This is a genomic window from Pseudomonas sp. PHC1, from assembly GCF_046487845.1.
Taxonomy (GTDB): domain Bacteria; phylum Pseudomonadota; class Gammaproteobacteria; order Pseudomonadales; family Pseudomonadaceae; genus Aquipseudomonas; species Aquipseudomonas sputi.
In genome coordinates this window covers 30,807-53,130 of sequence record NZ_JBJXHJ010000030.1, presented here as the reverse complement: position 1 = coordinate 53,130, position 22,324 = coordinate 30,807, and the positions used below count along the sequence as shown (strand labels likewise).

General features: G+C 60.5%; 25 protein-coding genes. 8 read left to right on the top strand and 17 right to left on the bottom strand.

Annotation, left to right across the window (positions count from 1 at the left end):
• Positions 1-185: 185 nt before the first annotated feature.
• Both ACKJSM_RS26565 and ACKJSM_RS26560 read right to left on the bottom strand, forming a co-directional pair.
• A complete protein-coding gene (locus ACKJSM_RS26565) occupies positions 186-611 on the bottom strand; it encodes a type II toxin-antitoxin system HicB family antitoxin (RefSeq protein WP_410239303.1) in 426 nt (141 codons plus the stop codon).
• Between the two features lie 31 nt (positions 612-642).
• Complete coding sequence (locus ACKJSM_RS26560; RefSeq protein ID WP_064384144.1) at positions 643-825, bottom strand: type II toxin-antitoxin system HicA family toxin; 183 nt, start codon at positions 823-825, stop codon at positions 643-645.
• A 456-nt stretch (positions 826-1,281) separates the two neighbouring features.
• Between ACKJSM_RS26560 and ACKJSM_RS26555 the strand changes: the two genes are divergently transcribed.
• Positions 1,282-1,548 carry a DUF3077 domain-containing protein gene (locus tag ACKJSM_RS26555; protein WP_039764643.1) on the top strand — a complete coding sequence of 89 codons (267 nt, stop codon included), beginning with the start codon at positions 1,282-1,284 and terminating at the stop codon, positions 1,546-1,548.
• Positions 1,549-1,606: 58 nt separating this feature from the next.
• Here ACKJSM_RS26555 and ACKJSM_RS26550 read toward each other — a convergent pair whose 3' ends face one another.
• From ACKJSM_RS26550 to ACKJSM_RS26540, 3 genes are read right to left on the bottom strand one after another with little or no spacing between them, the layout of a single operon-like run.
• Positions 1,607-2,317: an SDR family NAD(P)-dependent oxidoreductase gene (locus ACKJSM_RS26550; protein ID WP_236181315.1), complete on the bottom strand. Its 711-nt coding sequence runs from the start codon at positions 2,315-2,317 to the stop codon at positions 1,607-1,609.
• A 33-nt stretch (positions 2,318-2,350) separates the two neighbouring features.
• Positions 2,351-2,995 (bottom strand): DsbA family oxidoreductase, encoded by a 645-nt coding sequence (locus ACKJSM_RS26545; RefSeq protein WP_240868831.1) that lies wholly within the window; start codon positions 2,993-2,995, stop codon positions 2,351-2,353.
• Positions 2,992-3,210, bottom strand: coding sequence for a tautomerase family protein (locus ACKJSM_RS26540; protein ID WP_007952610.1), 219 nt, complete (start codon positions 3,208-3,210; stop codon positions 2,992-2,994). The genes ACKJSM_RS26545 and ACKJSM_RS26540 overlap by 4 nt, the downstream gene beginning before the upstream one ends.
• Before the next feature lie 379 nt (positions 3,211-3,589).
• Here ACKJSM_RS26540 and ACKJSM_RS26535 point away from each other — a divergent pair, with 379 nt between their 5' ends.
• The gene (locus tag ACKJSM_RS26535; RefSeq protein WP_236181318.1) at positions 3,590-4,516 is read left to right on the top strand and encodes a LysR family transcriptional regulator; all 927 of its coding nucleotides are present in this window, start codon (positions 3,590-3,592) and stop codon (positions 4,514-4,516) included.
• Here the strand turns inward: ACKJSM_RS26535 and ACKJSM_RS26530 are convergent.
• From ACKJSM_RS26530 to ACKJSM_RS26490, 9 genes are all read right to left on the bottom strand, one after another.
• Entirely contained in the window at positions 4,433-4,750 is a 318-nt protein-coding gene (locus tag ACKJSM_RS26530; RefSeq protein ID WP_007952614.1) for an AzlD domain-containing protein, read from the bottom strand. The genes ACKJSM_RS26535 and ACKJSM_RS26530 overlap by 84 nt on opposite strands.
• On the bottom strand, positions 4,729-5,445 hold the full coding sequence (locus ACKJSM_RS26525; RefSeq protein WP_011331997.1) for an AzlC family ABC transporter permease: 717 nt from the start codon (positions 5,443-5,445) through the stop codon (positions 4,729-4,731). Before ACKJSM_RS26525 ends, ACKJSM_RS26530 begins: the two co-directional genes overlap by 22 nt.
• Positions 5,442-5,819: a GNAT family N-acetyltransferase gene (locus ACKJSM_RS26520; protein ID WP_007952618.1), complete on the bottom strand. Its 378-nt coding sequence runs from the start codon at positions 5,817-5,819 to the stop codon at positions 5,442-5,444. The genes ACKJSM_RS26525 and ACKJSM_RS26520 overlap by 4 nt, the downstream gene beginning before the upstream one ends.
• A gap of 79 nt (positions 5,820-5,898) precedes the next feature.
• Complete coding sequence (locus tag ACKJSM_RS26515) at positions 5,899-6,645, bottom strand: 2OG-Fe dioxygenase family protein (RefSeq protein WP_011331995.1); 747 nt, start codon at positions 6,643-6,645, stop codon at positions 5,899-5,901.
• Between the two features lie 232 nt (positions 6,646-6,877).
• Positions 6,878-8,179, bottom strand: coding sequence for an OprD family porin (locus ACKJSM_RS26510; protein ID WP_410239302.1), 1,302 nt, complete (start codon positions 8,177-8,179; stop codon positions 6,878-6,880).
• A gap of 299 nt (positions 8,180-8,478) precedes the next feature.
• Complete coding sequence (locus ACKJSM_RS26505; RefSeq protein WP_410239301.1) at positions 8,479-9,147, bottom strand: DsbA family protein; 669 nt, start codon at positions 9,145-9,147, stop codon at positions 8,479-8,481.
• Positions 9,148-9,390: 243 nt separating this feature from the next.
• Entirely contained in the window at positions 9,391-9,603 is a 213-nt protein-coding gene (locus ACKJSM_RS26500) for a hypothetical protein (protein ID WP_236181321.1), read from the bottom strand.
• Positions 9,604-9,848: 245 nt separating this feature from the next.
• On the bottom strand, positions 9,849-10,955 hold the full coding sequence (aguA, locus tag ACKJSM_RS26495; protein ID WP_410239300.1) for an agmatine deiminase: 1,107 nt from the start codon (positions 10,953-10,955) through the stop codon (positions 9,849-9,851).
• Positions 10,956-11,136: 181 nt separating this feature from the next.
• A complete protein-coding gene (locus tag ACKJSM_RS26490; protein WP_410239299.1) occupies positions 11,137-14,049 on the bottom strand; it encodes an aminotransferase in 2,913 nt (970 codons plus the stop codon).
• A gap of 180 nt (positions 14,050-14,229) precedes the next feature.
• On the opposite strand from ACKJSM_RS26490, the gene rfbC reads away from it, so the two are divergent.
• The 4 genes from rfbC to ACKJSM_RS26470 all read left to right on the top strand — a co-directional run bounded on the left by rfbC (position 14,230) and on the right by ACKJSM_RS26470 (position 18,572).
• Positions 14,230-14,775, top strand: a complete 546-nt coding sequence (rfbC, locus tag ACKJSM_RS26485) for a dTDP-4-dehydrorhamnose 3,5-epimerase (RefSeq protein ID WP_410239298.1) — start codon at positions 14,230-14,232, stop codon at positions 14,773-14,775.
• 107 nt (positions 14,776-14,882) lie between these two features.
• Positions 14,883-16,691 carry an ATP-binding protein gene (locus tag ACKJSM_RS26480; RefSeq protein WP_236181325.1) on the top strand — a complete coding sequence of 603 codons (1,809 nt, stop codon included), beginning with the start codon at positions 14,883-14,885 and terminating at the stop codon, positions 16,689-16,691.
• Entirely contained in the window at positions 16,688-18,076 is a 1,389-nt protein-coding gene (locus tag ACKJSM_RS26475) for a sigma-54-dependent transcriptional regulator (RefSeq protein ID WP_410239297.1), read from the top strand. The genes ACKJSM_RS26480 and ACKJSM_RS26475 overlap by 4 nt, the downstream gene beginning before the upstream one ends.
• A 40-nt stretch (positions 18,077-18,116) precedes the next feature.
• Entirely contained in the window at positions 18,117-18,572 is a 456-nt protein-coding gene (locus ACKJSM_RS26470) for a thioesterase domain-containing protein (RefSeq protein ID WP_236181327.1), read from the top strand.
• Between the two features lie 13 nt (positions 18,573-18,585).
• Here ACKJSM_RS26470 and cysQ read toward each other — a convergent pair whose 3' ends face one another.
• Positions 18,586-19,419, bottom strand: a complete 834-nt coding sequence (gene cysQ, locus ACKJSM_RS26465; protein WP_236181424.1) for a 3'(2'),5'-bisphosphate nucleotidase CysQ — start codon at positions 19,417-19,419, stop codon at positions 18,586-18,588.
• A 1-nt stretch (position 19,420) separates the two neighbouring features.
• Entirely contained in the window at positions 19,421-19,990 is a 570-nt protein-coding gene (gene nudE / locus ACKJSM_RS26460; RefSeq protein ID WP_236181328.1) for an ADP compounds hydrolase NudE, read from the bottom strand.
• 88 nt (positions 19,991-20,078) lie between these two features.
• On the opposite strand from nudE, the gene yrfG reads away from it, so the two are divergent.
• Complete coding sequence (gene yrfG, locus ACKJSM_RS26455; protein ID WP_236181329.1) at positions 20,079-20,741, top strand: GMP/IMP nucleotidase; 663 nt, start codon at positions 20,079-20,081, stop codon at positions 20,739-20,741.
• Positions 20,742-20,797: 56 nt separating this feature from the next.
• Here yrfG and lysM read toward each other — a convergent pair whose 3' ends face one another.
• Positions 20,798-21,238 carry a peptidoglycan-binding protein LysM gene (gene lysM / locus ACKJSM_RS26450; protein ID WP_236181330.1) on the bottom strand — a complete coding sequence of 147 codons (441 nt, stop codon included), beginning with the start codon at positions 21,236-21,238 and terminating at the stop codon, positions 20,798-20,800.
• Between the two features lie 137 nt (positions 21,239-21,375).
• Here lysM and ACKJSM_RS26445 point away from each other — a divergent pair, with 137 nt between their 5' ends.
• Entirely contained in the window at positions 21,376-22,263 is an 888-nt protein-coding gene (locus ACKJSM_RS26445) for a LysR family transcriptional regulator (RefSeq protein ID WP_236181331.1), read from the top strand.
• Positions 22,264-22,324: the final 61 nt, after the last annotated feature.

The window sequence follows — 22,324 nt, the reverse complement described above, 5'->3', positions numbered from 1 at the left end:
GTTTGCTCGCACGAACATCATCAACCAAATCGGCGTTCTTGTTTCTATGTTTCCCGGGATTCCGTGAAGAACCAAAACAAAGCCCCTGCAGAAATGCAGGGGCTTTGTTGTTTCTGGAGGGTGTGTTTTCCACTCCAAATGAAAAGCCCCCGACAGCCATCACTATCGGGGGCTTTTCTTCAACCTTACGCAGCCTCAACCGAAAGCAAAATCCGGCGCCCAAGCTGCTGCAATGCACGCTCGACATTCTCTATCTTGGAGTGGTGCAGGAAATCAACTAACCGATCTACCTGGGGTCGTTGCACACCCAAGCGTCGTGCCAGTTCAGCTTTGCTTATCCCAGACTCCAAAAGCGTATTCCAGAGCCCAACCTTTGCCGCAGTCAGTATAGGCAGACGCAATACCGCGTCACCTTCCTGCTCCCCCGCATCACCTGTCGGAATCAACCGGCGATCATCAACGTAAATCGACAATGCCGTTTCCATCGCATCAATGACGCCGTCGAGTGCTTCCTCGAGGGTATCGCCAGCGGCGTGCATCTCTGGAATTTCTGCGCAGGACAACCAGACACTGCTCGGCTCCTCGTGGACTTCCAACGCATATTCGAACATCACGTTTCCTCTCATGGGGTACAGCTGGGCCTCAATCCTTGAGGCCCAGCTGTTTGATTATCGATTTTCTCAACCCTTCGCCCATCTCCTTGGCTCCGTGGTCGGGAAAGACAGTTGATCTGCCATTCAAGGAGACCTTGAAATGGCTGCCCTTGCCGGTTTGAAACTCAACGCCTTGGGCTTTCAACCATCGCCGAAACTCGCTGTACTTCATGTGCATCACTTGCTGTTTCGGTAGAGCGAATGTGCAACATATCTGTTACGCATGCAACATAACTGTTGCACCGCACATCTGGAACACCGCTAGCCTCCGCCACCACCTGGCCACGATTGCGCTCCCCCCTCCCCCACGCTACCGTCAATCCCGTCGCTGCCAATTCAGCGACCGGGCCTGATAACCCGCGTAAGATACAGGCGCACCAGCGCCCCAACCCACGTTTGCCGGCGTTTTTTTGTGCCTGCATTTCCGTGCAATGGCGGCTGTGCGTGGGAGGCTTTCGAGCCTGCCGGGTTCCTGTATCTCCGGTTTATCAGCCTGCGCATAGCTGCCACCCATTCGCCTGATAACGAATTGGCAGCCCTCATTTGATACAGGGAGTTTCACAAATGATTAGCATCGATCCGTCCAAAGTCTGCCCTTTCCACCAACCAGCCAACGGTAGGTGAAGCCATGACCAACCCTCACGATCTGAAAACCCTCGGCCTCACCCATTTTTCCTTTCAGTCCAACCACGCACTCTTCCGCACCAACTCCGGCGTCCCGGTCGTCACCGCCCTCTCCCACGCCTCCCATCTGCTGCACATTTCCAAACTGCTCACGTCAGATACTTCTGCCGCCAACGACCCGGAACTCCACGCCTGCGCCTCGCAATATTTGCAGGAGTTGAGCAAGGCGCTGGTCGACGACGCGGTCAAAGTGCTGAGTCCAGATCCGTAAACCGTCGCCCACAAAAAAGCCCTCGCATCGCTGCAAGGGCTTTGTGTTACCGGATCAATCAGTGCCCAGCGCTCTGCCCGCCATCCACATGCAGAATCTCGCCAGTCACAAACTTCGCGTTATCGAGATACACCACCGCCTGCGCAATGTCATCGATCTCGCCCATGTGCCCAACCGGATGCAGCGCGCCCAGTGCCGCGTGGGTTTCCTCGCCATGCATTGGCGTCTTGATGATGCCCGGCGAGACCGCGTTCACCCGGATGCCGCGCTTGGCGTATTCGATGGCCAGGGATTTGGTGGCGGCGTTGAGGCCGCCCTTGGTCAGCGAAGCGAGGACCGAGGGCACGCCGTCGATGGCGTGGTCGACCAGGCTGGTGGTGATGTTGACCACGTGGCCCTTGCCTTGTTTTTCCATCTCGGCGATGGCCAGTTGGGTGATGTAGAAGAAGCCGTTGAGGTTGACCGACAGCACCGCCGCGTAATCTTCCGGGGTGTAGGCGGTGAACGGTTTGGCGACGAAGATGCCGGCGTTGTTGACCAGGGTGTCGATGCGGCCGAAGCGTGCAACGCCTTCGCTGATCACGCGTTGAGCGGTGGCAGGGTCGCCGATGTCGCCAGCGATGGTCAGGATCTGCGGGTCGTTCGACGGTTTGATCGAGCGCGAGGTGGCGACGATGTTGTAGCCCAGTTCACGGAAGGCCTTGACCATGCCTTCGCCCAGACCTTGGGAGGCGCCAGTGATGACGACGGTTTTTTTCGAATTGCTCATGATGAAATCCTCAATCAATAAGTGGGTGTTGAATCAGGCGCTAGCCAGTTGTTTCAGCATTTGTTCGTAGTACTCGACCGATTGCGAACCGGACACCAGGTGCTTGCCGTTCAGGATCAGCGCGGGCACCGAGTTGATCCCGTGCTGCCGGTAAAACGCCTGCAGTTGCCGCACTTCGCTGGCGAATTCATCGTTGGCCAGCACCTTGCGGGCCCTCGCCGCATCCAGCCCCGCTTCGGTCGCCAGACGGATCAGCGTCGGGTGATCGTTGGGGTTGTCACCGTCGCGGAAGTAAGCGCGCAGCAGGATCTTTTTCAGCGCAATCTGCCGCCCTTCCTGCGCCGCCCACATCAGCAAGCGATGGGCATCGAAGGTGTTGTGAAAGTGCGTGCGTTTCTCCAGGTCGAACTCGAAACCGATGGCCTTGCCGCGTTCGATCTGCATCTTCTTGCCGGCGGCGACGTCTTCGGCGGTGCGGCCGTATTTGCGCATCAGGTGCTGCACGGCCGGTTCGCCTTCGGCGGGCATGTCCGGGTTGAGTTCGAAGGGCTTGTAGGTCAGCTCCACCGAAACCTCGCCGGCCAGATTGCCGATCGCCTGCTCCAGCGCCGTCGCCCCAAGTGCGCACCAGGGGCACACCACGTCGGAAACGAAATCGATGGTCACAGTCGGGGTCATGACTGGCCCCGTTCCGCCAGCTGTCGGCGGTATTCGGTAGTGGTGATGCCGGCGTAGCCCCAGTTATCGGTGTCGACTTCTTCGATCACGATGTGGGTCAGGTCCGGGCGTTTGTTGAGGACGCGTTCCAGGGTTTCAGTGATTTCGGCGATCACCTGAGCTTTCTGCTCACGGGTAACGCCGTCGCGGGTGATGCGTACGCTGACAAATGGCATGACGACTACTCCAGTGACCTGCCCTCGGGATGATGGTCAGGTGTTGGAGCTCAATGTAGGCGCGTGCCGGGAGGGGAAAAAGTAGGGGTGGGGTACTTCATTTGTGAGGTGGTGTAATGAATAGCCTGTAAAAATCGCGCCAAAATTCCTTTGGAAAAACCCGCAGACGCACCCAAACCGTGCACTTTTTTTGACCCCAATCACCCCCACGTCACCAAAAACCCCGATCCTGTGTCAGCCTCCAGCCATCGGCGGGGGAATCAATTCGCTACTAATTGCGCGACAACTATGCTCAGGTACAGGAATATAGCCGGCAAATGGCGCCGTTCAGGCCGTCACGTACACAACAATACCCAGCCCACTTCAGAGGGCATTACCCATGGATAGCAGAACCTTACGCAACCTCATGCGCATCGTGCAGACCGGCTCGTTGTCGGCCGCAGCCGAGCACTCGTGTCTGACTGTGCAGGCCCTGGCCGCACAGTTGAACAAGGTCGAAGAGCAGTTCGGTTTCCGCTTGTTTAGACGATCCAACAAGGGGCTGACGCTGACGCCGCAAGGCACGGAGCTGACGCCCTATATGGACAGAGTGCTGATTGCCACGCGGCAGATGGAAGAGAAAGTCGAAGCCTTGAAGGTGCCGGGACAGCGCACGTTGAAAGTGGCGTTGAACACCACGCTGGCGCCGGACTTCAACCGGCGAATGATCGGACGCCTGATCGAGGTGTTTCCCGACTACCAGATGGAATTCAGCTACGCCGAGTCGATGGAAAACCTCAGCAAACTGAAGAACGAGGACTTCGATCTGGCGGTGCTGATCGGCCCGCAGCGTCCGGGCTTGCCGAGCATTGTCCTGCCGGAAGTGCAGGTGCAGGTGGTCGGCGCGCATTGCGGTCAGGAGAATGATCCGCTGACGTTGCTCGGCAACAAGTTTCAGGTGCGTCCAGCAGAAGATTGCCCGTATTCCCACAGCTTTTTGCGTTTTCTCGACGCCGGGCTGGGCAATCACGAGAACAGTCAGCGCACGATCTATTCCTGCAGCGAAACGCTGACCCTGTCGCTCATCACCCAGATGGACGCGGTCGGCATGGTCTCCCGCGAGGCCGCGCAGAAGAACGGCCTGACGATTTTCCCGGGATTCGAGGATTTCCTCGAAGTGCGCCTGGCGGTGAACAACCCGGATCTGTCCGGCCAGGCGTTGAACGACGTGGTCGATCTGCCGCTACATGAACGAACCGAGCGCAATGTACGCAGCCGTCCCAACCGCCACACTGAGAAAGAGGTTTTTGCTGAAATACGCACATAACAGCGTCGGAATCGCTGCATAGAATTCCGGGCGATCGAGCTGTATGTGCTGATCCTTGATCAACAAGGGTGTCAGGCTGATCGCAGCGACGATCGCCACTGGCAGGTATTCCAGCGCGCGGGCGACGAAGGGCGGCCAGTGCTCGGTATTGACCTGCAGCGGCAGGGCCCGTGGCAGGAAGGTCACGGCCATCATCAGCGCGACCACCAGGATCAGGAACGTTTGGTCAGGCATACACCCACTCCGCAGCCCACAAACGTGGCGATAAAAACGTTGAATGGCGAGCTGCCCACCAGGCTCAGTGCGCCCATGCAAACCACCGCGGCCAGGGCAGCAATGAGTTTGTTGCGGGTGTTACACAACGAGACCAGCACGTAGAGCATCATCGCGGTCAGCGCGTAATCGAGCTGGTATTTGATCAGGTGCGAGGCGTACTGCGCACACAGAGCGCCGAGCAATCCGCCGATCACCCAGGAGGTGTGGCAGAACAGGTTGAAGCCGATCAGATAGCGGACGTTCACCGGTGCCCCGGTGCCCAGTTTGACGCTGTGGAAGGCGAACGATTCATCGGTCAGGCCGCCGGCGTAGCACCAGCGCTCCATGCGGCTCAGGCCCAGCGCCCGCAGGGCCTTCGCCATGTAGACCGACATCAGCATGTGCCGCGCATTGATCAGAAACGTGGTCAGCACGATGGTGGTCAGTGACGCACCGCTGCTGATCAACGCCAGCGCCGCAAACTGCGAAGCGCCGGCATACACGAACAGACACATGGCCACCGGCAGCCACAGCGGCAGCCCGGCATTGACCGCCATGAGCCCGAACACGAACGACACGGTGAAGTAACCAGCCACCACCGGGCTGGCTTCGGCAAAGGTGCGCGATGGCTGACGGTCGACCATCAGCGGCGCACTGCCGGATGTTTCATTCATAGATCCCTCTCAAATGTCCGCTCGCCGTGAGGTTCGCAAAAACCCTGGGCCGTCCAGAAACGCTTGCCCGCGAGGTTAGCATCGTCGACGAACAGAAACATCCGCAGCACACCGACCCGTTTCATGTCGGCCGACGCTGCTTCCACCAGCCGCTGGCCCACACCCTGACTGCGGTAGCGCAGGCTGACCGCCAGATGGTTGATCGTGCCGCGACTGCCGAGCATGCCGCCCAGCACCGCACCGACGATTTCGCCTTCCACATCGAAGGCGAGATAGGCCGTGGTGGTCTTCTGGATCAGCACGCCGCGCAGGCATTTGGCGTCCTGCCATTCACAGAACGACACTTCGTCGAACTGGCGGAAGAAGCGCTCCATGCGCTGCGCGTCCTTGGCCGTCGCGCGCCGCAGCACCACCGGCGTCGAGCATTCGAGGCCGTCGATTGGGGTGATCTGATTAGCGAACAATGTCGAAAGCGGTCCCGGGCCGCGAGAAGGAAATCGCCAGGATCTGCCGGTACGCCATGGCGTGGGAGTGAGTGTTGCGTGCCGGTGTCACGTAGTGACGCATGTCGCGGTCGAGGAAGTAGGTGGTGTCGAGGATTTCCTGGTAGGTGGTCGACGCCAGTTGCTGCTCGTGAATGTCGTACAGGCGACTTTCGGCGCCCTCGACATTGTTGCGCCCCCAGAAGTGCACGCCGCTGAACGGGTAACCGTCGCAGTGAATCCCTTCCGGCGTAATTTCCAGTTGTTTGCCGGGCTTGATCTCGATGCGGATCTGATGGATCTGGCACTGCCAGATTTCATCGTGCAGCTCTTCCGGCAACACGCTTTTGTACACTTCGAAATCGGTGTCGATCAGGCTGCGCATCACCGGCGAGCTGATGACTTCGTCCGAGAAGTCCTGGAAGTGCCGCACCACGCCGCCCACATAGCTGTTGTTGGCTTTGGACTGTACGTACGCGCGATGTTCCAGTTGCTTGAGTTCACGAGTCTTGGGGTTGTATTCAAAGTCGCTGTAACGACGGTAACGCATGCCGGCTTCGGCCTGACCGTAGTAACTGTCAGGCTCCATGTTTTCCCAACTTTTGGTCAGTCTGACGAAGTCGGCGAAATGACCGTAGAGATTGAAGTCAGCACCCTGCACATTGGCGTATTTGTCGCGCCGTAGCGATTCGCCCACTTCTCTGGTTAAAACGATCATTACCAAATTCTCCGCTGCATTGAGCGGCCTAATCTATTAGGTGGAGAATTTGCGTCCATGAGAAAGAATTTCAGGCATTTAAAGCCCTGTTTGAAACGCGATTTGAAACGGCTTGAAAGTGCATTTCAAATGACAAAAACACGGGTTTTTATGCTGTTTTCGCGAAAAACGTCAAAAAAAAACCCCGAACCAGTCGGGGTTTTTCTGACGCGTTTCGCGGGTCAACCGATCATCAGAAGATGTTGATCGGGTAATCCACGAACACACGCAATTCGTTGCCGCTGACGTTGTACTCGCTGGATTTCTGCGACACACGCAGGATCGAGCTGCGCAGCTTGATGCTCAGGTCTTTGGCCGGGCCACTTTGCACGACGTACTTGAACTGGTTGAAGATCTCACGCTCAGTGCCGCCTTCGCTGGTGGACGTGGTGATGTTGTCGCCACGCACGTACGCGAAGTTGTAGCTCAGACCCGGTACGCCGAACGCCGTGAAGTCCAGACCGTAACCCAGCTGCCAGCTGCGCTCGTCTTCAGCGTTGAAGTCGGACCAGTAGGAGTTCGCCAGGTAGATGGTGTTGCCACCGTCACCCACGCGACCTTGTTCTTTCTGGTAGCCGCCATAGGCATAGCCCAGGTTGCTGTCGCCGGTGGAACGCTGGTGCGCCACGGTGAACGAGTGCGGGCCAGTGGCGAAGGTCGCTGCCAGGCTCCAGATCTTGTTGTCATCGCCGGTCACACCGTTTTCGCGGACATAGGAGTTGTCCAGCTTGGTGCGGTAACCGTTGAAGTCCAGGGTCAGGGACTGATCCTTGTCGATCGGGAACACGTAGTTGGCGTTCACGTATTGTTTCTTCAACACGTCTTCGACGTCGGAAGCGTACAGCGCTGCCTTGAACTGTTCGGTGAACTGGTAGCTGCCGCCCAACACGTTGATCGACTTCAGACCACCGCTGTCACGACCTTCGGCGCTCTTGCGCGATTCGGCGGTGAAGCGACCGGCATTCAGCTCCAGACCTTTGATCTCTTTGGAAGTGATCAAGGTACCGGTATAGCTTTCCGGCAGCAGACGCACGTTGTCGTAGCTCAGCACCGGCAGAGCCGGCATCTGGTCGCCGTAAGTCAGGACGGTGTTGGAGATACGAAATTTGACGGCTGCACCGCCCTTCGACAGGTCATGAGCGGCTTTATCGCTCGAGCCCGGCGGATGATCGCCCTGCTTGAAAAAGTCGATACCCTGCGCGCCGGTACGACCTTCGCCACCGTCCAGACGCAGCGCGTACAGACCGAAAGCGTCCACACCAACACCCACGGTGCCTTGGGTGAAACCGGACGAGAACGTACCAATGGCCGCCTGGCCCCACTCGGCTTTATCTGGACGACCGTCTTTGTAGTCACGATTGATGTAGGCATTGCGCAGCAGCACTTTGAGGCTGCTGTCTTCAACAAAACCCTTGGACTCGGCCTGGTCGTTAGCCATGGCCGAAGTGGCACTCAACATCCCCAGTGCGATCAAACTGATTCGCTTGTTCAACATTTTGTTTTCCTTATTACGGGTTGAAACGCGCTGTGTCGAACGGCTGAAACGGCGCTTGGTGCACTCTTTTATTCACCCCGAAACAAAAAGACCCGCTCAAGATACTGTCATGGCGGGCCTGCTCCTGATTTTGTGTCATGGCGGTTAGCCACAGGCGTTGGGCCGAATCGTAGCCGCGCCCTCAACAACGTGTCAATTTCAAGAATCGTCTTTAAATAGGCGAAAAACGTCTAAAAAAAGTAAATTTTGCGATGGCTTCGTGCACGGATTTGCCAGCAGTCAGGGATTTTGATGCGGGATTACGCGCAACCATCGAGGCCACAAACCGGCAGGGTTTCAGTCCCTCGCGCAGGTGTAAACGACTCGTTCAACCATTGGGCGAAGGCTTCTGGTTTGCCGAGCCACGGCCCGATATCAACCAATGTGAATTGACCATCCTGTTCCAGTGCGAAAGTTGGAAAACCCTGCCCACCAAGTTTTGCCAACAGGGCGCGGCTGTTCTTTATGTGTTGTTCGGTGTCGACGGACTGCAAGGCGTTCAAGAACATATCGGCGTTGTAGCCCTGCTTCACCGCGTATTCCACAAGCACACTTTCGTCGGCAATTCGGCGCCCCTCGACATAGTGCGCAGTCTGCAAACGCCCCAGCAGTTCCAGGCCACGGCCATCGATTGTTTCGGCTGCCAGCACGGCGGCAATCGGCGGTGCCGAATCAAACACCGCCGTGTGATCGCGTAACAGGCCTTCGAAATAGGCGTCACCAAAAGGCTGACCCGTGTATTCGGCAATGCGCCGGTCATGAGGCATCACGTAATTGCGCAGTTGCGGTGAAACATTCTGGCGGTTGGCACCGGTCATCATGCCGCCGGCGTGGGCGATCACCGGCAGCACTTGCTGTGCGGCGTGCACCAGCGGTTTGGCGCCATAGCACCAGCCGCACAACGGGTCGTAAATGTAGTGAAGGGTCATGGGAATGCTCCGGCTGGAAGGTGGGAAAAATGATGTCGGCACATTAGGCCCTCGGTCGTTACGGAAAAACGCCGGAATGGCTTTCAGTCTGTTTCGGCAATCGGTCAAATCGAGACCGGCTGCCGCCACTTCCAGATCAGGCAGTCAACCTGGTGGGCATTGGCACCTACCGTTTCCGATCCGCGCCCATAAAAAAAGCGCTGCCATCCCGGCAGCGCTTTTTACAATCCCTGTTTGTTCTTCTTATCCTTCCATCACATCCCAGAGTGCTTCCAGTTCGGCCTCGCTGAACAGGCCAGCGGGGTAACGCTCGATCATCATCCGGCGCGGATCAGGTTCCCTGATCTGACGCGTTCCATTGGACTTCAACCAGTGCGCGACAATCTGGAGCGACTCACTGTTGACAGGCATGGGATGCAACGTCCGCTCGCTGATTACGTTCACTTCGGCGTTCATTTCAGCGCTCTCTCCCCGTACATGAGCGGCTACGTTATCCAAGGTTTATGACAGAACTGTTGAAGTTCTCCCCCCTCCCTAGTGCGCCATGAGCGATACAAGAGCTATGCCAATGTCTGGAAACTGCCGACAGGCGGATATAAAGAAACCCGCAGTCCTGACGGGCTGCGGGTTTCTCTTCAAGCGTGGGCAATCAATGACTGCCCGGTCGATTTTTCAATCAACTCAAGCTGTTACATCCGCACTCACTCTTTGTGCGGCGCGGGTTGCTGTTGGGTAAGGCAGTGAATATTGCCGCCTCCCAGTAACAGTTCGCGCCCCGGCACCATCACCACTTCGTGTTGCGGGAACAGGTTCTGCAGGATCTCCCGGGCCGGAGCGTCCATCGGGTCGTCGAAGCTCGGCGCGATGATCCCGCCGTTGACGATCAGGAAGTTCACGTAGGAACCGGCCAGACGCACGCTCGGGTTGCGTTCCTGAGTACCGTCCACCGGGTCCACGCCCGCGCATTCTTCTTCGGTGGCAAACAGCGGCCCCGGAATCGGCATCTTGTGCACCGTGAACGGGCGGCCCTTGGCGTCGGTGCTGCTTTCCAGCACTTTCATGGCGGCCTGGCAGCGCGGGTAGTTCGGATCCTGCGGATCGTCGGTCCAGGCCAGCAGCACTTCGCCCGGACGCACGTAGCAGCAGAAGTTATCCACATGGCCGTCGGTTTCGTCGTTGAACAGGCCATCCGGCAGCCAGATGACCTTGTCCACCGACAGGTTTTCGCTGAGCACCGCTTCGATTTCTGCGCGGCCCAGGTGCGGGTTGCGATTGCGGTTGAGCAGGCATTCTTCGGTGGTGATCAGGGTGCCTTCGCCATCGACATGAATCGAGCCGCCTTCAAGCACGAAGCCTTCGGTGCGATAGCGCGGACTGCGCTCGATCTCGAGGATCTTGCCGCCGACCTGGGAGTCGCGATTCCACGGCGAATACAGGCCGCCGTCGAAGCCGCCCCAGGCGTTGAAGTCCCAGTTCACGCCGCGCACTTCGCCGCTGTTGTTGATCACGAACGTCGGGCCACTGTCGCGAACCCAGGCGTCATCGCTGGACATCTCGACCACGCGGATATTCGGCACGTCGAGGCGAGCGCGAGCGTTTTCGTACTGGCCGGCGGAGACCGCTACGGTTACCGGTTCGAAACGCGCGATGGCCTTCGCCACCGCCGCGTGGGCAGCCTGCGCCGGTTTGCCACCCAGACGCCAGTTGTCCGGGCGTTCGGGCCAGATCATCCAGGTCTGGGTTTGCGGTGCCCATTCGGCCGGCATGTAGAAGCCATCGGCGCGTGGTGTGCTTTTCAATGTGGTCATGTCGATCAGGACTCCAGGGAACCGTCGAGGGTTGTTCAATGCGCCGTACAGGGTACACACGACGGACTATGGCGACTTTATAAACGATAAATATCGACTTTAGAAGCCAAAATAAAAAAGCATTCTCAATTTAACTCGATAAATACCGATACAAATCGGTATTTATCGGTTCCACATCGCCTCAAAGCCCTTCTTCAAGCACCTTCGCCAGCATGTCGACGAAGAAATCCACGCTCTGGCGCGAAGTGACCATCGGCGGCTTGATCTTCAGGACGTTCAGGTAATCGCCGGTCGGCTGCATGAAAATCCCCAGCTCCCGCAGGCGATCGCACAACAGCGTGGTTTCCTCGGTTGCCGGTTCCAGGGTTTCCCGATTGCGGATCAGCTCGACCCCCAGATAGAAACCGGAACCGTGCACCGCACCGACCAGCGGATATTGATCGATGAGTGCCTCCAGCCGGGCCTTGAAGTGAGCGCCGACCACTTGGGCGTTTTCCCAGAGTTTTTCTTCTTCCATCACATCGAGTACCGCCATGCCGATCTGGCAGCTCACCGGACTGCCGCCGGCGGACGAGAAGAAATAGCCCTCGGCCTCCAGCGCCTCGGCGATTTCCCGGCGAGTGATCACGGCGCCCAATGGCTGGCCGTTGCCCATGCCTTTGGCCATGGTGATGATGTCCGGCACCACGCCTTGCTCTTCGAACCCCCAGAAGAAATGGCCCATGCGCCCGTAACCGACCTGCACCTCATCGGCGATGCACACGCCGCCACGGGCGCGAACCATTTCATAGACTTTTTTCAGGTAACCCGGTGGCAGCGAAATCCCGCCCGCATTGCCGTAGACCGGCTCACAGATGAACCCCGCCAGCTGGCGTTTCTGCTCATCGAGCTTCGCCAGATGCTGTTCGACGCTGCGCACGTAATCCGGCGCCGAATCCGCGCCGCGAAATTCGCCGCGATAAGTGTTCGGCGCAGTCACCGCGTGCACCCAGTCCGGGCGACTGCTCAGGGCTTGCGGGTTATCGGCAATCGAGGTCGAGACTGCGTCCGCGCCGACTGTCCAGCCGTGATAGGCCTCCAGCACGCTGATCATGTCGCGCCCACCGCTGGCGGCCCACGCCAGGCGAATCGCCAGATCGTTGGCCTCGCTGCCGCTGTTGACCAGGAACACCCGATCCATGCCCTCCGGCGCCAGTTTCAGCAAACGTTCGGAAAACTCGGCAACGGCGGCATAGTTGAATCGCGAGTTGGTGTTGAGCAGCGACCACTGCCGGCTCGCCACCGCCGCCATGCGCGGGTGACCGTGGCCGAGCACCGCGACGTTGTTGAGCATGTCGAGGTAGGAGCGGCCCTGCATGTCGATCAAGTGATTGCGCCAGCCGCGCTCGATGCGCGGCGGGTCGACGTAATAGTGCTTCTGGGTACGGGCGAAACTGGCGTCGCGACGCGCCAGCAGGGTTGCTGCGTCCAGTTCGGGTTCGGCGTCACAGGCCAGGCCCAGCAGCGCTGCCGGCGAGGGGGACAACGCCTGCCATGCCGCCGCGCGGGTCGGCGTGCAGAACAGCGGTGCTTCAAGCTGTGCGCCACGAATCAACTGCACGATCAACGGGCCGTCCACCGCCCCCAACACCTGGCCTTTGACCAGCGCAGCGCCGCCGTGCAGGGAAGGTTCAACGCCCCACAGGAGCAAGCTCAGTTGCGGCCCCTCGAGTCGCAGCGCGCCGTCGGCTGAAAAGTGCAGCACGCCCGCGAACGGTGCCTCCACCGTCGAACCCTGGGGGACATGCAATTCGACGTGCAGCGGGAACGTCTCTGGTTCATCGGCGCTGTCAGGCCGGGTGCACGACAATCGGTATTGCCCGTATCGGCTGGCCGCCAGACCGTGGATAGCGGCGGCCTCGCTCAACAGGCGCTGATCGATGCCTGGCTGCTCCCAGTTGCCCGCCTCGAAGTGTGCGCTCAACACACCCAGATCGATCAACGCAAATTCGCGCCCGACCAGACCGGGCAACAACGGCGCAAAACCTTCACTGTCGATGGCCGGTAATGTCTGCCCCACCGCCGTGAGAATCGCCGCCTCCATCAATGCCAGCGGCACTGACGTGGCGACCCGGAAGATTTCCCATTCGTGGGTCAGGTTATCGCGGCTGTAGGTATTGCCCGGATCAATGCTGACCTGTTGCTCGCCACTGAGCACCAGCACCGCGGCCCGCGCCACGATCAGCGGCCACAGCGCCAGCAGTTCTTCGTGTTGCAGCGGATTGACCGCGTGATAGGCCTGCACCGCCGGCAGAATCACGAACGGATCGCCTGCGGCGTGATGCAGCAGTGCGGCGCAGGTGACCGACAGGTCGGTAATGCGCCAGGTACGCACCAGATCGCCGAAATCGATAACACCCTGCAACTGCCAGTGCCGCCGGTCGTTGCGCTGCCAGACCACGTTGTCGTCGGTGATGTCCATGTGAATCGCCTGCACCGGCAGCTTCTCCACCAGCGGCTGCAAACGAAGTCTGGCCTGTTCGGCGACCTCGGCGATCAGCGTGCGCTGGCGTTCGTCTTCGATGACCGGCAGCAGGTGCTCGATCAGGGCGCTGGCGTGACGCGCGTCCCATTGCAACGTGCGCTCGAGCCCCGGATGGTCGAACCCGGCCAGGGCCAGATCCATTTCGCCGCAGAGCCGGCCGAACCCGGCGACAACGTCGTGGCCAAGGTGATCGAGCGCCGTCAGCGGCTGGCCTTCGATGTAATCGAGCAGTCGCACGTGCACCGACTCTCCACCGACGTCCAGGGTCAGCAGGTCAGTGCCGTTACTGGCCGCGATCACCCGAGGCACCTTTACCGCGCCGTGCTCGGCCAGGTATTTCAGGCCCGCATGCTGTGCCTGCAGTTCAACCAGCGAATAGTCGCCCCGGCAGATCTTCAACACGAACCGCCCTCGCTCGCTGTCGACCCGGTAATTGAGGTCCTGCTGGCTGCCCAGGGCCTGCAACGTGCCGTTCAGTCCGTAATGCTGCGCCAGCAGATGCCGGGCCTGCTCCACCGAAACCTGAGGGCTGGGCAAACTGGCGCGATGAATCAACGTGGCGAACGACATGGAACGACCCCTGAAATTTTATTAGGCGCCTATATCGCCATTGCTTCGGGCGATAAGCAACCCCCGACCATCCGTCTCCCGGTGCCCTGGGAGGCAGGCGGATTTGCAAGCCCCTCTCGCGCACACCGGCACTTTGCGCAAGAATGTCGGCCATTCACAACCTGCCACTGGAAAACCTCCATGAATGTAATCACCACCGACCTGCCTGGTGTCCTGATCATCGAACCCAAGGTGTTTGGTGACGAGCGCGGGTTCTTTTACGAAAGTTTCAATGCCAAGGCCTTTCAGGAAGCGACCGGTCTCGACACGCAGTTTGTGCAGGACAACCATTCGCGCTCGCAGAAAGGCGTGCTGCGCGGGCTGCATTACCAGCTGGAAAACACCCAGGGCAAACTGGTCCGCGTTACGGCTGGCGAAGTCCTCGATGTCGCCGTGGATATCCGTCGCAGCTCGGCGCATTTCGGTAAATGGGTCGCCGTGCGCCTGTCTGCCGAAAACCATCGCCAATTGTGGGTACCGGAAGGTTTCGCCCACGGTTTTGTGGTACTGAGCGAATTCGCCGAATTCCTCTACAAGACCACTGACTATTACAACCCGTCGTCCGAACGCAGCATTCGCTGGGACGATCCGGATCTGGGCATCGACTGGCAGCTGGACGAAGCGCCAAAACTGTCGGCCAAGGATCAGGCAGCCGCCCTTCTGAAGGACGCCGACGTCTTTTCCTGAAAATCCTGTGTGAATCTTCAGCGCCGCTGCACACCCGGCCACGGGTGCGCAGACTGCGTCGGCAAGCCTAGGCATAATGCGCCTGTACCCACAGGCGCTCGATGCTCATGACTCCACCCCTTCCCCGCCGCCCCCGCTGGCGCAGCCTCGCCCTGCTGGCCCTGTGCCTGGCCCCGTTGCTGTGGCCGCTGGAACACCTGGCCGAGCGCTATTACCGCAGCGAACTGGCCGGACAGAACCGTCAGACCCTCGACCTCTACGTCGCCAACCTGCTGGGCACGCTGCATCGCTATGAAGTGCTGCCGCAAATCCTCGGCGACCTGCCAGCGCTGCGCGCAGTACTCGGGGCGCCGGACGACGGCGTAACCCAGGGCAACGCCAACCGCCTGTTGAAGAACATCGCCGCGCAGACCGGCGCCGAAGTCATGTACCTGATGGACACCAGCGGCCAGACGCTCGCGGCGTCGAACTGGGACAAGCACGACAGCTTCGTCGGCCGCAACTTCTCATTCCGGCCGTACTTCAGCGAGGCCATGGCCGGCCGTCTCGGGCGTTTTTTCGGTCTGGGTACTACCTCTGCCAAGCGCGGCTACTTTTTCGCTGCGGCCGTACGCAGCGGCGAAAAAATCATCGGCGTGCTGGTGATCAAGGTTGATCTGGACCACACCGAAAGCCTGTGGGGCAAAACCCCGGAACAACTACTGGTGACCGACCACAACGGCGTGGTCATCCTTACCTCGCGCCCGGAATGGCGCTTTCGCGCGACTCGCCCCCTGAGTGACGCCGAACGCGCGGCGATTACCGCGATCCAGCCCTACCCGACCCGCGAGCCACGCCCCTTGAACCTGAGCCCGACCGCATGGCTGCCGCAAACCCAGGAGATCGCAGAAACCGGCTGGAGCGTCAGCATCCTCGCCCCGCGCACCTTGATCGACCGACCGGTGCGCACGGTGGTGGCGATCGGCGGCGCCACCTTGCTGGTGGTGATGCTGTTGTTGGGCCTGATGATGCAGCGTCGTCGTCATTACCTGGAACGGATCGCCTTTGAAGCCAAGGCCCGGCGGGAACTCGAAGGCCGGGTTGCCGAGCGCACCAGCGATCTCGAAGGCCTGAACCGGCGCCTGAAGCAGGAGGTGCTCGAGCGCGAGCAGGCCCAGCAGGAACTGGTGCGGGCCCAGGACGATCTGGTACAGGCCGGCAAACTGTCGGCGCTGGGGACCATGTCAGCGAGCATCAGCCACGAACTCAACCAGCCGCTGGCGGCGATCCGCAGCTACGCCGAGAACGCCGAGGTGCTGCTCGACCATGAACGCACTGAAGACGCCCGAGGCAACCTCAAGCTGATCAGCGAACTGACCGGGCGCATGGCGTCGATCATCGCCCACCTGCGCGCCTTTGCCCGCCGCGACCGCCACGCCCCGGAAAGCGTCGCTCTGCAACCGGCGCTGGACGACGCCCTGGCGTTACTGGCCAAACGTCGCCGCAGCATGGATGTCGAACTGATCCGCGACCTGCCGGCCGCCACCCTGTGGGTCGAGGCCGGGGAAACCCGTCTGCGCCAGGTCCTCGGCAACCTGCTGGCCAACGCCCTCGACGCCCTGACGGAAAAAGGCCCGCCGCGCAAATTGTGGCTGAGTGCAGAATCCACCGACGAAGGCGTCAACCTGTACATTCGCGACAATGGCCCGGGTTTCTGCATGGAAGCCCTGGGCCGCGCCAGCGAACCGTTTTACACCACCAAGACCCGCACCCAGGGTCTGGGTCTGGGGTTGGCCATCTGCGAAACCCTGATGCGCGCCTTCGGCGGTGAACTGTCGTTCGCCAACCACAAGCAAGGTGGCGCCCTGATCACCCTGCGGCTGCGCGCCGGCGCGCCCGGGGTCAGCCTGCAACCGTCCGAGGATCGAAGCGCATGACCATCGACAACCGCATTCAGGTGGTGCTGATCGACGACGATCCGCACCTGCGTCAGGCCCTCGGCCAGACCCTGGATCTGGCCGGCCTGAAAATTCTTCCGCTGTCCGAGGCCAAGGGCCTGGCCGCGCAACTGGAACGCGACTGGCCGGGCGTTGTGGTCAGCGACATCCGCATGCCCGGCATGGATGGCCTTGAACTGCTGAGCGAACTGCATGCTCAGGATCCGGAACTGCCGGTGCTGCTGATCACCGGTCACGGCGATGTGCCGCTCGCCGTACAAGCCATGCGCGCGGGTGCCTACGACTTTCTGGAAAAACCCTTCGCCAGTGACGCCCTGCTCGACAGCGTGCGCCGCGCCCTGGCCCTGCGGCGCCTGGTGCTGGACAACCGCAGCCTGCGCATGGCCCTGAGTGATCGCAACGAGTTGAGCGCGCGGCTGGTCGGTCAGTCCGCACCGATGGCGCGCCTGCGCGAACAGATCGGCGCACTGGCGGCGACCAAGGCCGATGTCTTGATCCTCGGCGAAACCGGTGCTGGCAAGGAAGTCGTCGCCCGCGCCCTGCATGACCTGTCGAGTCGGCGTAACGGCCCGTTCGTGGCGATCAACGCCGGGGCGCTGGCCGAGTCGGTGGTCGAAAGCGAATTGTTCGGCCATGAGCCCGGCGCCTTCACTGGCGCGCAAAAGCGCCGGATCGGCAAGTTCGAATTTGCCAATGGCGGCACGCTGTTTCTCGATGAAATCGAGAGCATGAGCATGGATGTTCAGGTCAAGCTGCTGCGCATGCTGCAGGAGCGGGTGGTCGAACGCCTGGGCGGCAATCAGTTGATCCCCTTGGACATCCGCGTCATCGCCGCCACCAAGGAAGACCTGCGCCAGGCCGCCGATCAGGGACGCTTCCGGGCGGATCTGTATTACCGGCTCAATGTCGCGCCGCTGCGTATTCCGCCACTGCGCGAACGGGGCGAAGACGCGTTGATGCTGTTCCAGCATTACGCCGATGGAGCCAGCGCCCGCCACGGCCTGCCACCGCATGAACTGCAACCGGCGCAACGGGCCTTGCTGCTGCGGCATTCATGGCCGGGCAACGTGCGGGAATTGCAGAACGCGGCAGAGCGTTTTGCCCTCGGCCTGGAACTGGCCCTGGACAACACGCAGCCCGATGGCAGCCCCGGCACCACCGTCGAGATCACGGCAGGAGGGCTCAGCGAGCAAGTGGAAAACTTCGAAAAATCCCTGATCGCCGCCGAACTGGCCCGCTCTCACAGCTCCGTGCGCAGTCTCGCCGAAGCCCTGGGCATTCCGCGCAAGACTTTGCATGACAAACTGCGCAAGCACGGGCTGAATTTCGCTGGCAGCGGCGGCAACTCGGACGAGTCCGAATGAAACACGCTCAATTCACTTTTCTGCCGCAAGAGGTCCGGGCATGAAGCACGACAGTCGTTATCTGGAATCGGTCCTTCACCACGACATTCCGCTGACCCGGGACATGGGCCTCAAGGTGCTCGACTGGCAGGAACAGCAACTGCGCCTGCACCTGCCGCTGGACGCCAACGTCAATCACAAGAGCACCATGTTCGGCGGCAGCCTGTATTGCGGCGCGGTACTGGCCGGTTGGGGCTGGCTGCATCTGCGATTGAAGGAAGAAGGCATCACCGACGGCCACATCGTGATCCAGGAGGGGCAGATCAGTTATCCACTGCCGGTGACCGGTGATGCCATTGCGATTTGCCCGTCACCGAGCGCAGCGCAGTGGAAGAAGTTTCTGACGATGTATCAGCGATACGGACGGGCGCGGCTGACGCTGCATACGCGGGTCGTCAATACCGGGAGTGATGAAGATGCGGCGACGTTCAGCGGGCAGTACGTCCTGCACCGCTGAAGACTGAGCGAGCTTAAGAGCGGGCGAGCTCCAGCAGCTTCGTCCGCCACGCGGCTTTTGCCGGCAATGCCAGGAAGAAGCCGTTCAACAACGACTCCCGTGGCGGATAACAGAACGCTTCGCCACTCAAGTCCAGCACTTCGCCGCCGGCGCCTTCCAGAACACCCTGCGCCGCCGCCGTGTCCCACTGCGAAGTCGGCGCCAGACGCGGGTAACAGTCGGCCGCACCTTCGGCCAGCAGACAGAACTTCAGCGAACTGCCGATATTGGCCAGTTGCAACTCGCCAAGGCTGGCGCTCAAACCGGCCAGCAGACGTTCCTGTTCCGGGCTCGAATGTCGACGGCTGGCGACCACGGTGAACGCGTCTCCAGGCCCCGGCACGTCACGCACCTGAATCGCCACCGGTGTGCCGCCCGTGTCGCCGCGCCAGGCACCGAGCCCCGCGCCGCCGACGTAAAAGCGCCCGTTGGTCGGCATCGACACCACACCGAACACCACCCGGCCGCTCTCGATCAGCGCGATGTTGACGGTGAATTCTTCACTGCCGCTGATGAACTCCTTGGTGCCATCCAAAGGATCGACCAGCCACCAGCGCTGCCAGCCCGCGCGCACGCTTTGCGGAATATTGGCGTCCTCTTCGGACAACACCGGAATGCTCGGATCCAGCGCCTTCAGGCCTGCCACGATCACATGGTGAGCGGCCATGTCCGCCGCCGTCACCGGCGAATCATCGGACTTGGCGGTGACGGCCACACCGGCACGCCAGAACGGCAGGATCGCCTCACCGGCCCGCAGGGCCAACTCAACGACAGGCGCCATCAACGGATGGGGAAAATTCATCGATATCTCACTCATGACTGAAAAATCCGCGCTGGGTCAGCAGATCGCGGGTCAGGTACAGCGCCGCCAGGGCGCGACCCTCACTGAAATTCGGATGCTGCGCCAACGCCGACAGCTCTCGCAGATTGACCTTGTCCACACGCATCGGCTCGGGTTCATCACCTTCGAGGCGTTCTTCGTACAGATCGGTGGCCAGCACCACCTGGATTTTCTGGCTCATATAGCCGGGCGACAAGGACAACTCGGTCAGATGCTCCAGTTGTCGCGCGCCGTAACCGGCCTCCTCCTTGAGCTCGCGCTCAGCGGCGGCCAGCACATCTTCGCCGGGTTCGATCAGGCCTTTGGGCAGCGACAGTTCATATTCGTCGGTGCCGCCGCAGTATTCTTCGACCAGTACCGCGTGCTCGGCATCGAGCATCGCCACGATCATCACCGCGCCGTAGCCGGCACCCTTGCCGACCAGTCGCTCGTAGGTGCGTTCCACGCCGTTGGAGAAACGCAGCTTCAGCGCTTCGACGCAGAACAGCCGGCTGGTGGCGACGATCTCGCGGGCAAGTACGGTGGGTTTCTGGCGCATGCAAAGCTCCTTGGCGTGAACGCGCTACTATAACGCGGCTTTTCCGATTGTTTGCGTCGGATATCCTTCTACCGCTCGAGACGTTGCCATGCCTTCATTACCCTGGTCCGACATCGACACCGTTCTGCTCGACATGGACGGCACGCTGCTGGACCTGCATTTCGACAACCACTTCTGGCTGGAACACCTGCCGCAGCGCTACGCCGAACTGCATGGCGTGAGCCGGGCCATGGCAGACATGGAGTTGCAGCCGTTGTTCGAGCGCCATGCCGGTCAGTTGCAGTGGTACTGCCTGGACTTCTGGAGCGCGGAACTGAAGCTGTCGGTGCGTGAGCTGAAACTGGAAACCGCCCACCTGATCGCCTTGCGCCCGGATGCCGACACCTTTCTGGAGGCGATCAAGCGAGCCGGGAAACGGGTGGTGATGATCACCAACGCCCACCGCGATTCACTGTCGCTGAAACTGGAACGCATCGAACTGGCGCCGTACTTCGAGCGGCTGATCAGTTCCCACGATTACGGTTTTCCCAAGGAGAACCCACAATTCTGGGACGCGTTGCAGGCCGACATCGGCTTCGACCCGGCGCGCAGCCTGTTCATCGACGACACCTTGCCGATCCTGCGCAGTGCGCGGACTTTCGGCGTGGCGCATCTGTTGGCCGTGAAGGAGCCGGACAGCCGCAAAGGGCCGAAGGACACCGGGGAGTTTGTGGCGGTCGAAGATTATCGGGATTTGATTGCGGGGCTCTGATTACCGGGCTCTGAAGACTGCAGGAGCCGCCAAAGGCTGCTCCTGCAGGCGTGTTGTTACTCGGGAATACGCAGCGTCTGCCCCGGATAAATCTTGTCCGGGTGTGACAGCATTGGCTTGTTGGCCTCGAAAATCTTGTTGTACTGGTTGGCGTTGCCATACATCGCCAGGGAAATCGCGCTGAGGGTGTCGCCCTTCTTCACGACCACAAAACGCGCCGCCGCCACAACCGGCCCGGTCACGGTGATCTGGTCGTCGACACTGCCGACGCCGGCGATGTTGCCCACTGCCAGAAGAATCTTCTCTTTCTCTTCCTGGCTCGCCACTTCACCGGTAACGGTCACCTTGTCCCCGTCCACGGTTGCCTGGACATTCGGGTTACCCAACCCGACCTTGCTGATGTGTTCTTTCAATTGCTCGCTGGCATTGGCGTTGCCGGGGGTCAGCAGGTCGAGCAATTTCTCACCCGCTTCTTTAACAAAGCTCAATAGACTCATGGCGCACACTCCTTGATTTGGGTTCCAGACGCCCAAGCCTAGACCACCTCGGACAAACCCGGTTCCAAGCCGACCAATGACCCTGCCGTCACTCAAGCGGTAGAATCGCCCAACCTTGCCAGCGCCCCGGAGCGAAGATGGACATCAAGCAGCTGAAATTCCTCATCGCCCTCGACGAAACCCGCCATTTCGGCCAGGCCGCCGCCCGCTGCCACATCACCCAGCCGACCCTGTCAATGCGCCTGCGCAGTCTCGAAGAGGAACTCGACCTGCCACTGGTCAACCGTGGCCAGCGCTTCGAAGGCTTTACCGCGCCGGGCGAACGGGTGCTGGCCTGGGCGCGTACGGTGCTGGCGGCTTATGACGGTTTGCAGGCCGAAGCGGCAGCCTGTCGCGGCAACCTGATCGGTACTCTGCGGCTGGGCGTGGTGCCATTGTCGAGTTTCGATGCACTGCCGCTGATGCAACGCCTGCACGCACAACACCCGAACCTGCGCTTCGAACTGTCCTCGCTGAGCTCCGAACAGGTGCTGGAGCAACTGGCGAACAACCGCATCGACATTGGCGTGTCTTACCTGGACCGCCTCGACGGCGAGCGGTTTGAATCCCTGGCGTTCAGCGAAACGCAGATGGGCCTGCTCTACGACCAGCGGTTTTTCAGCTTTGGCCAAGCGCCGCTGAGTTGGGAGTCGCTGATCGAGCTGCCCTTGGGCATGCTTAACAGCGGCATGCATTTTCGCCAGTCCATCGACCATAACTTCCACAGCCGTGGTCTGACGCCGCAGCCGTTACTGCAAACCGACGCCGTCCACCAATTGTTGCAAGCTGTGCACGGCGGCTTGTGCTGCGCGGTGATGCCACTGGATGGCGGTCTGGAAAACCTCACGGACAACCTGCGCCTGCAACCCATCGAAAACGCCCAGACCCTCGCCCGACTGGGCCTGATCATGCGTCGCGGGGCACCCCGATCGGCGCTCGCCGAGGCCTGTTTCGCGCTTTATCAAAAATCACCAACGGACGCTTGATCGACGGCATCTATCGAAGGATCGACACTAGCGATTAGACGCGACATCTTGCCGCGCCTAG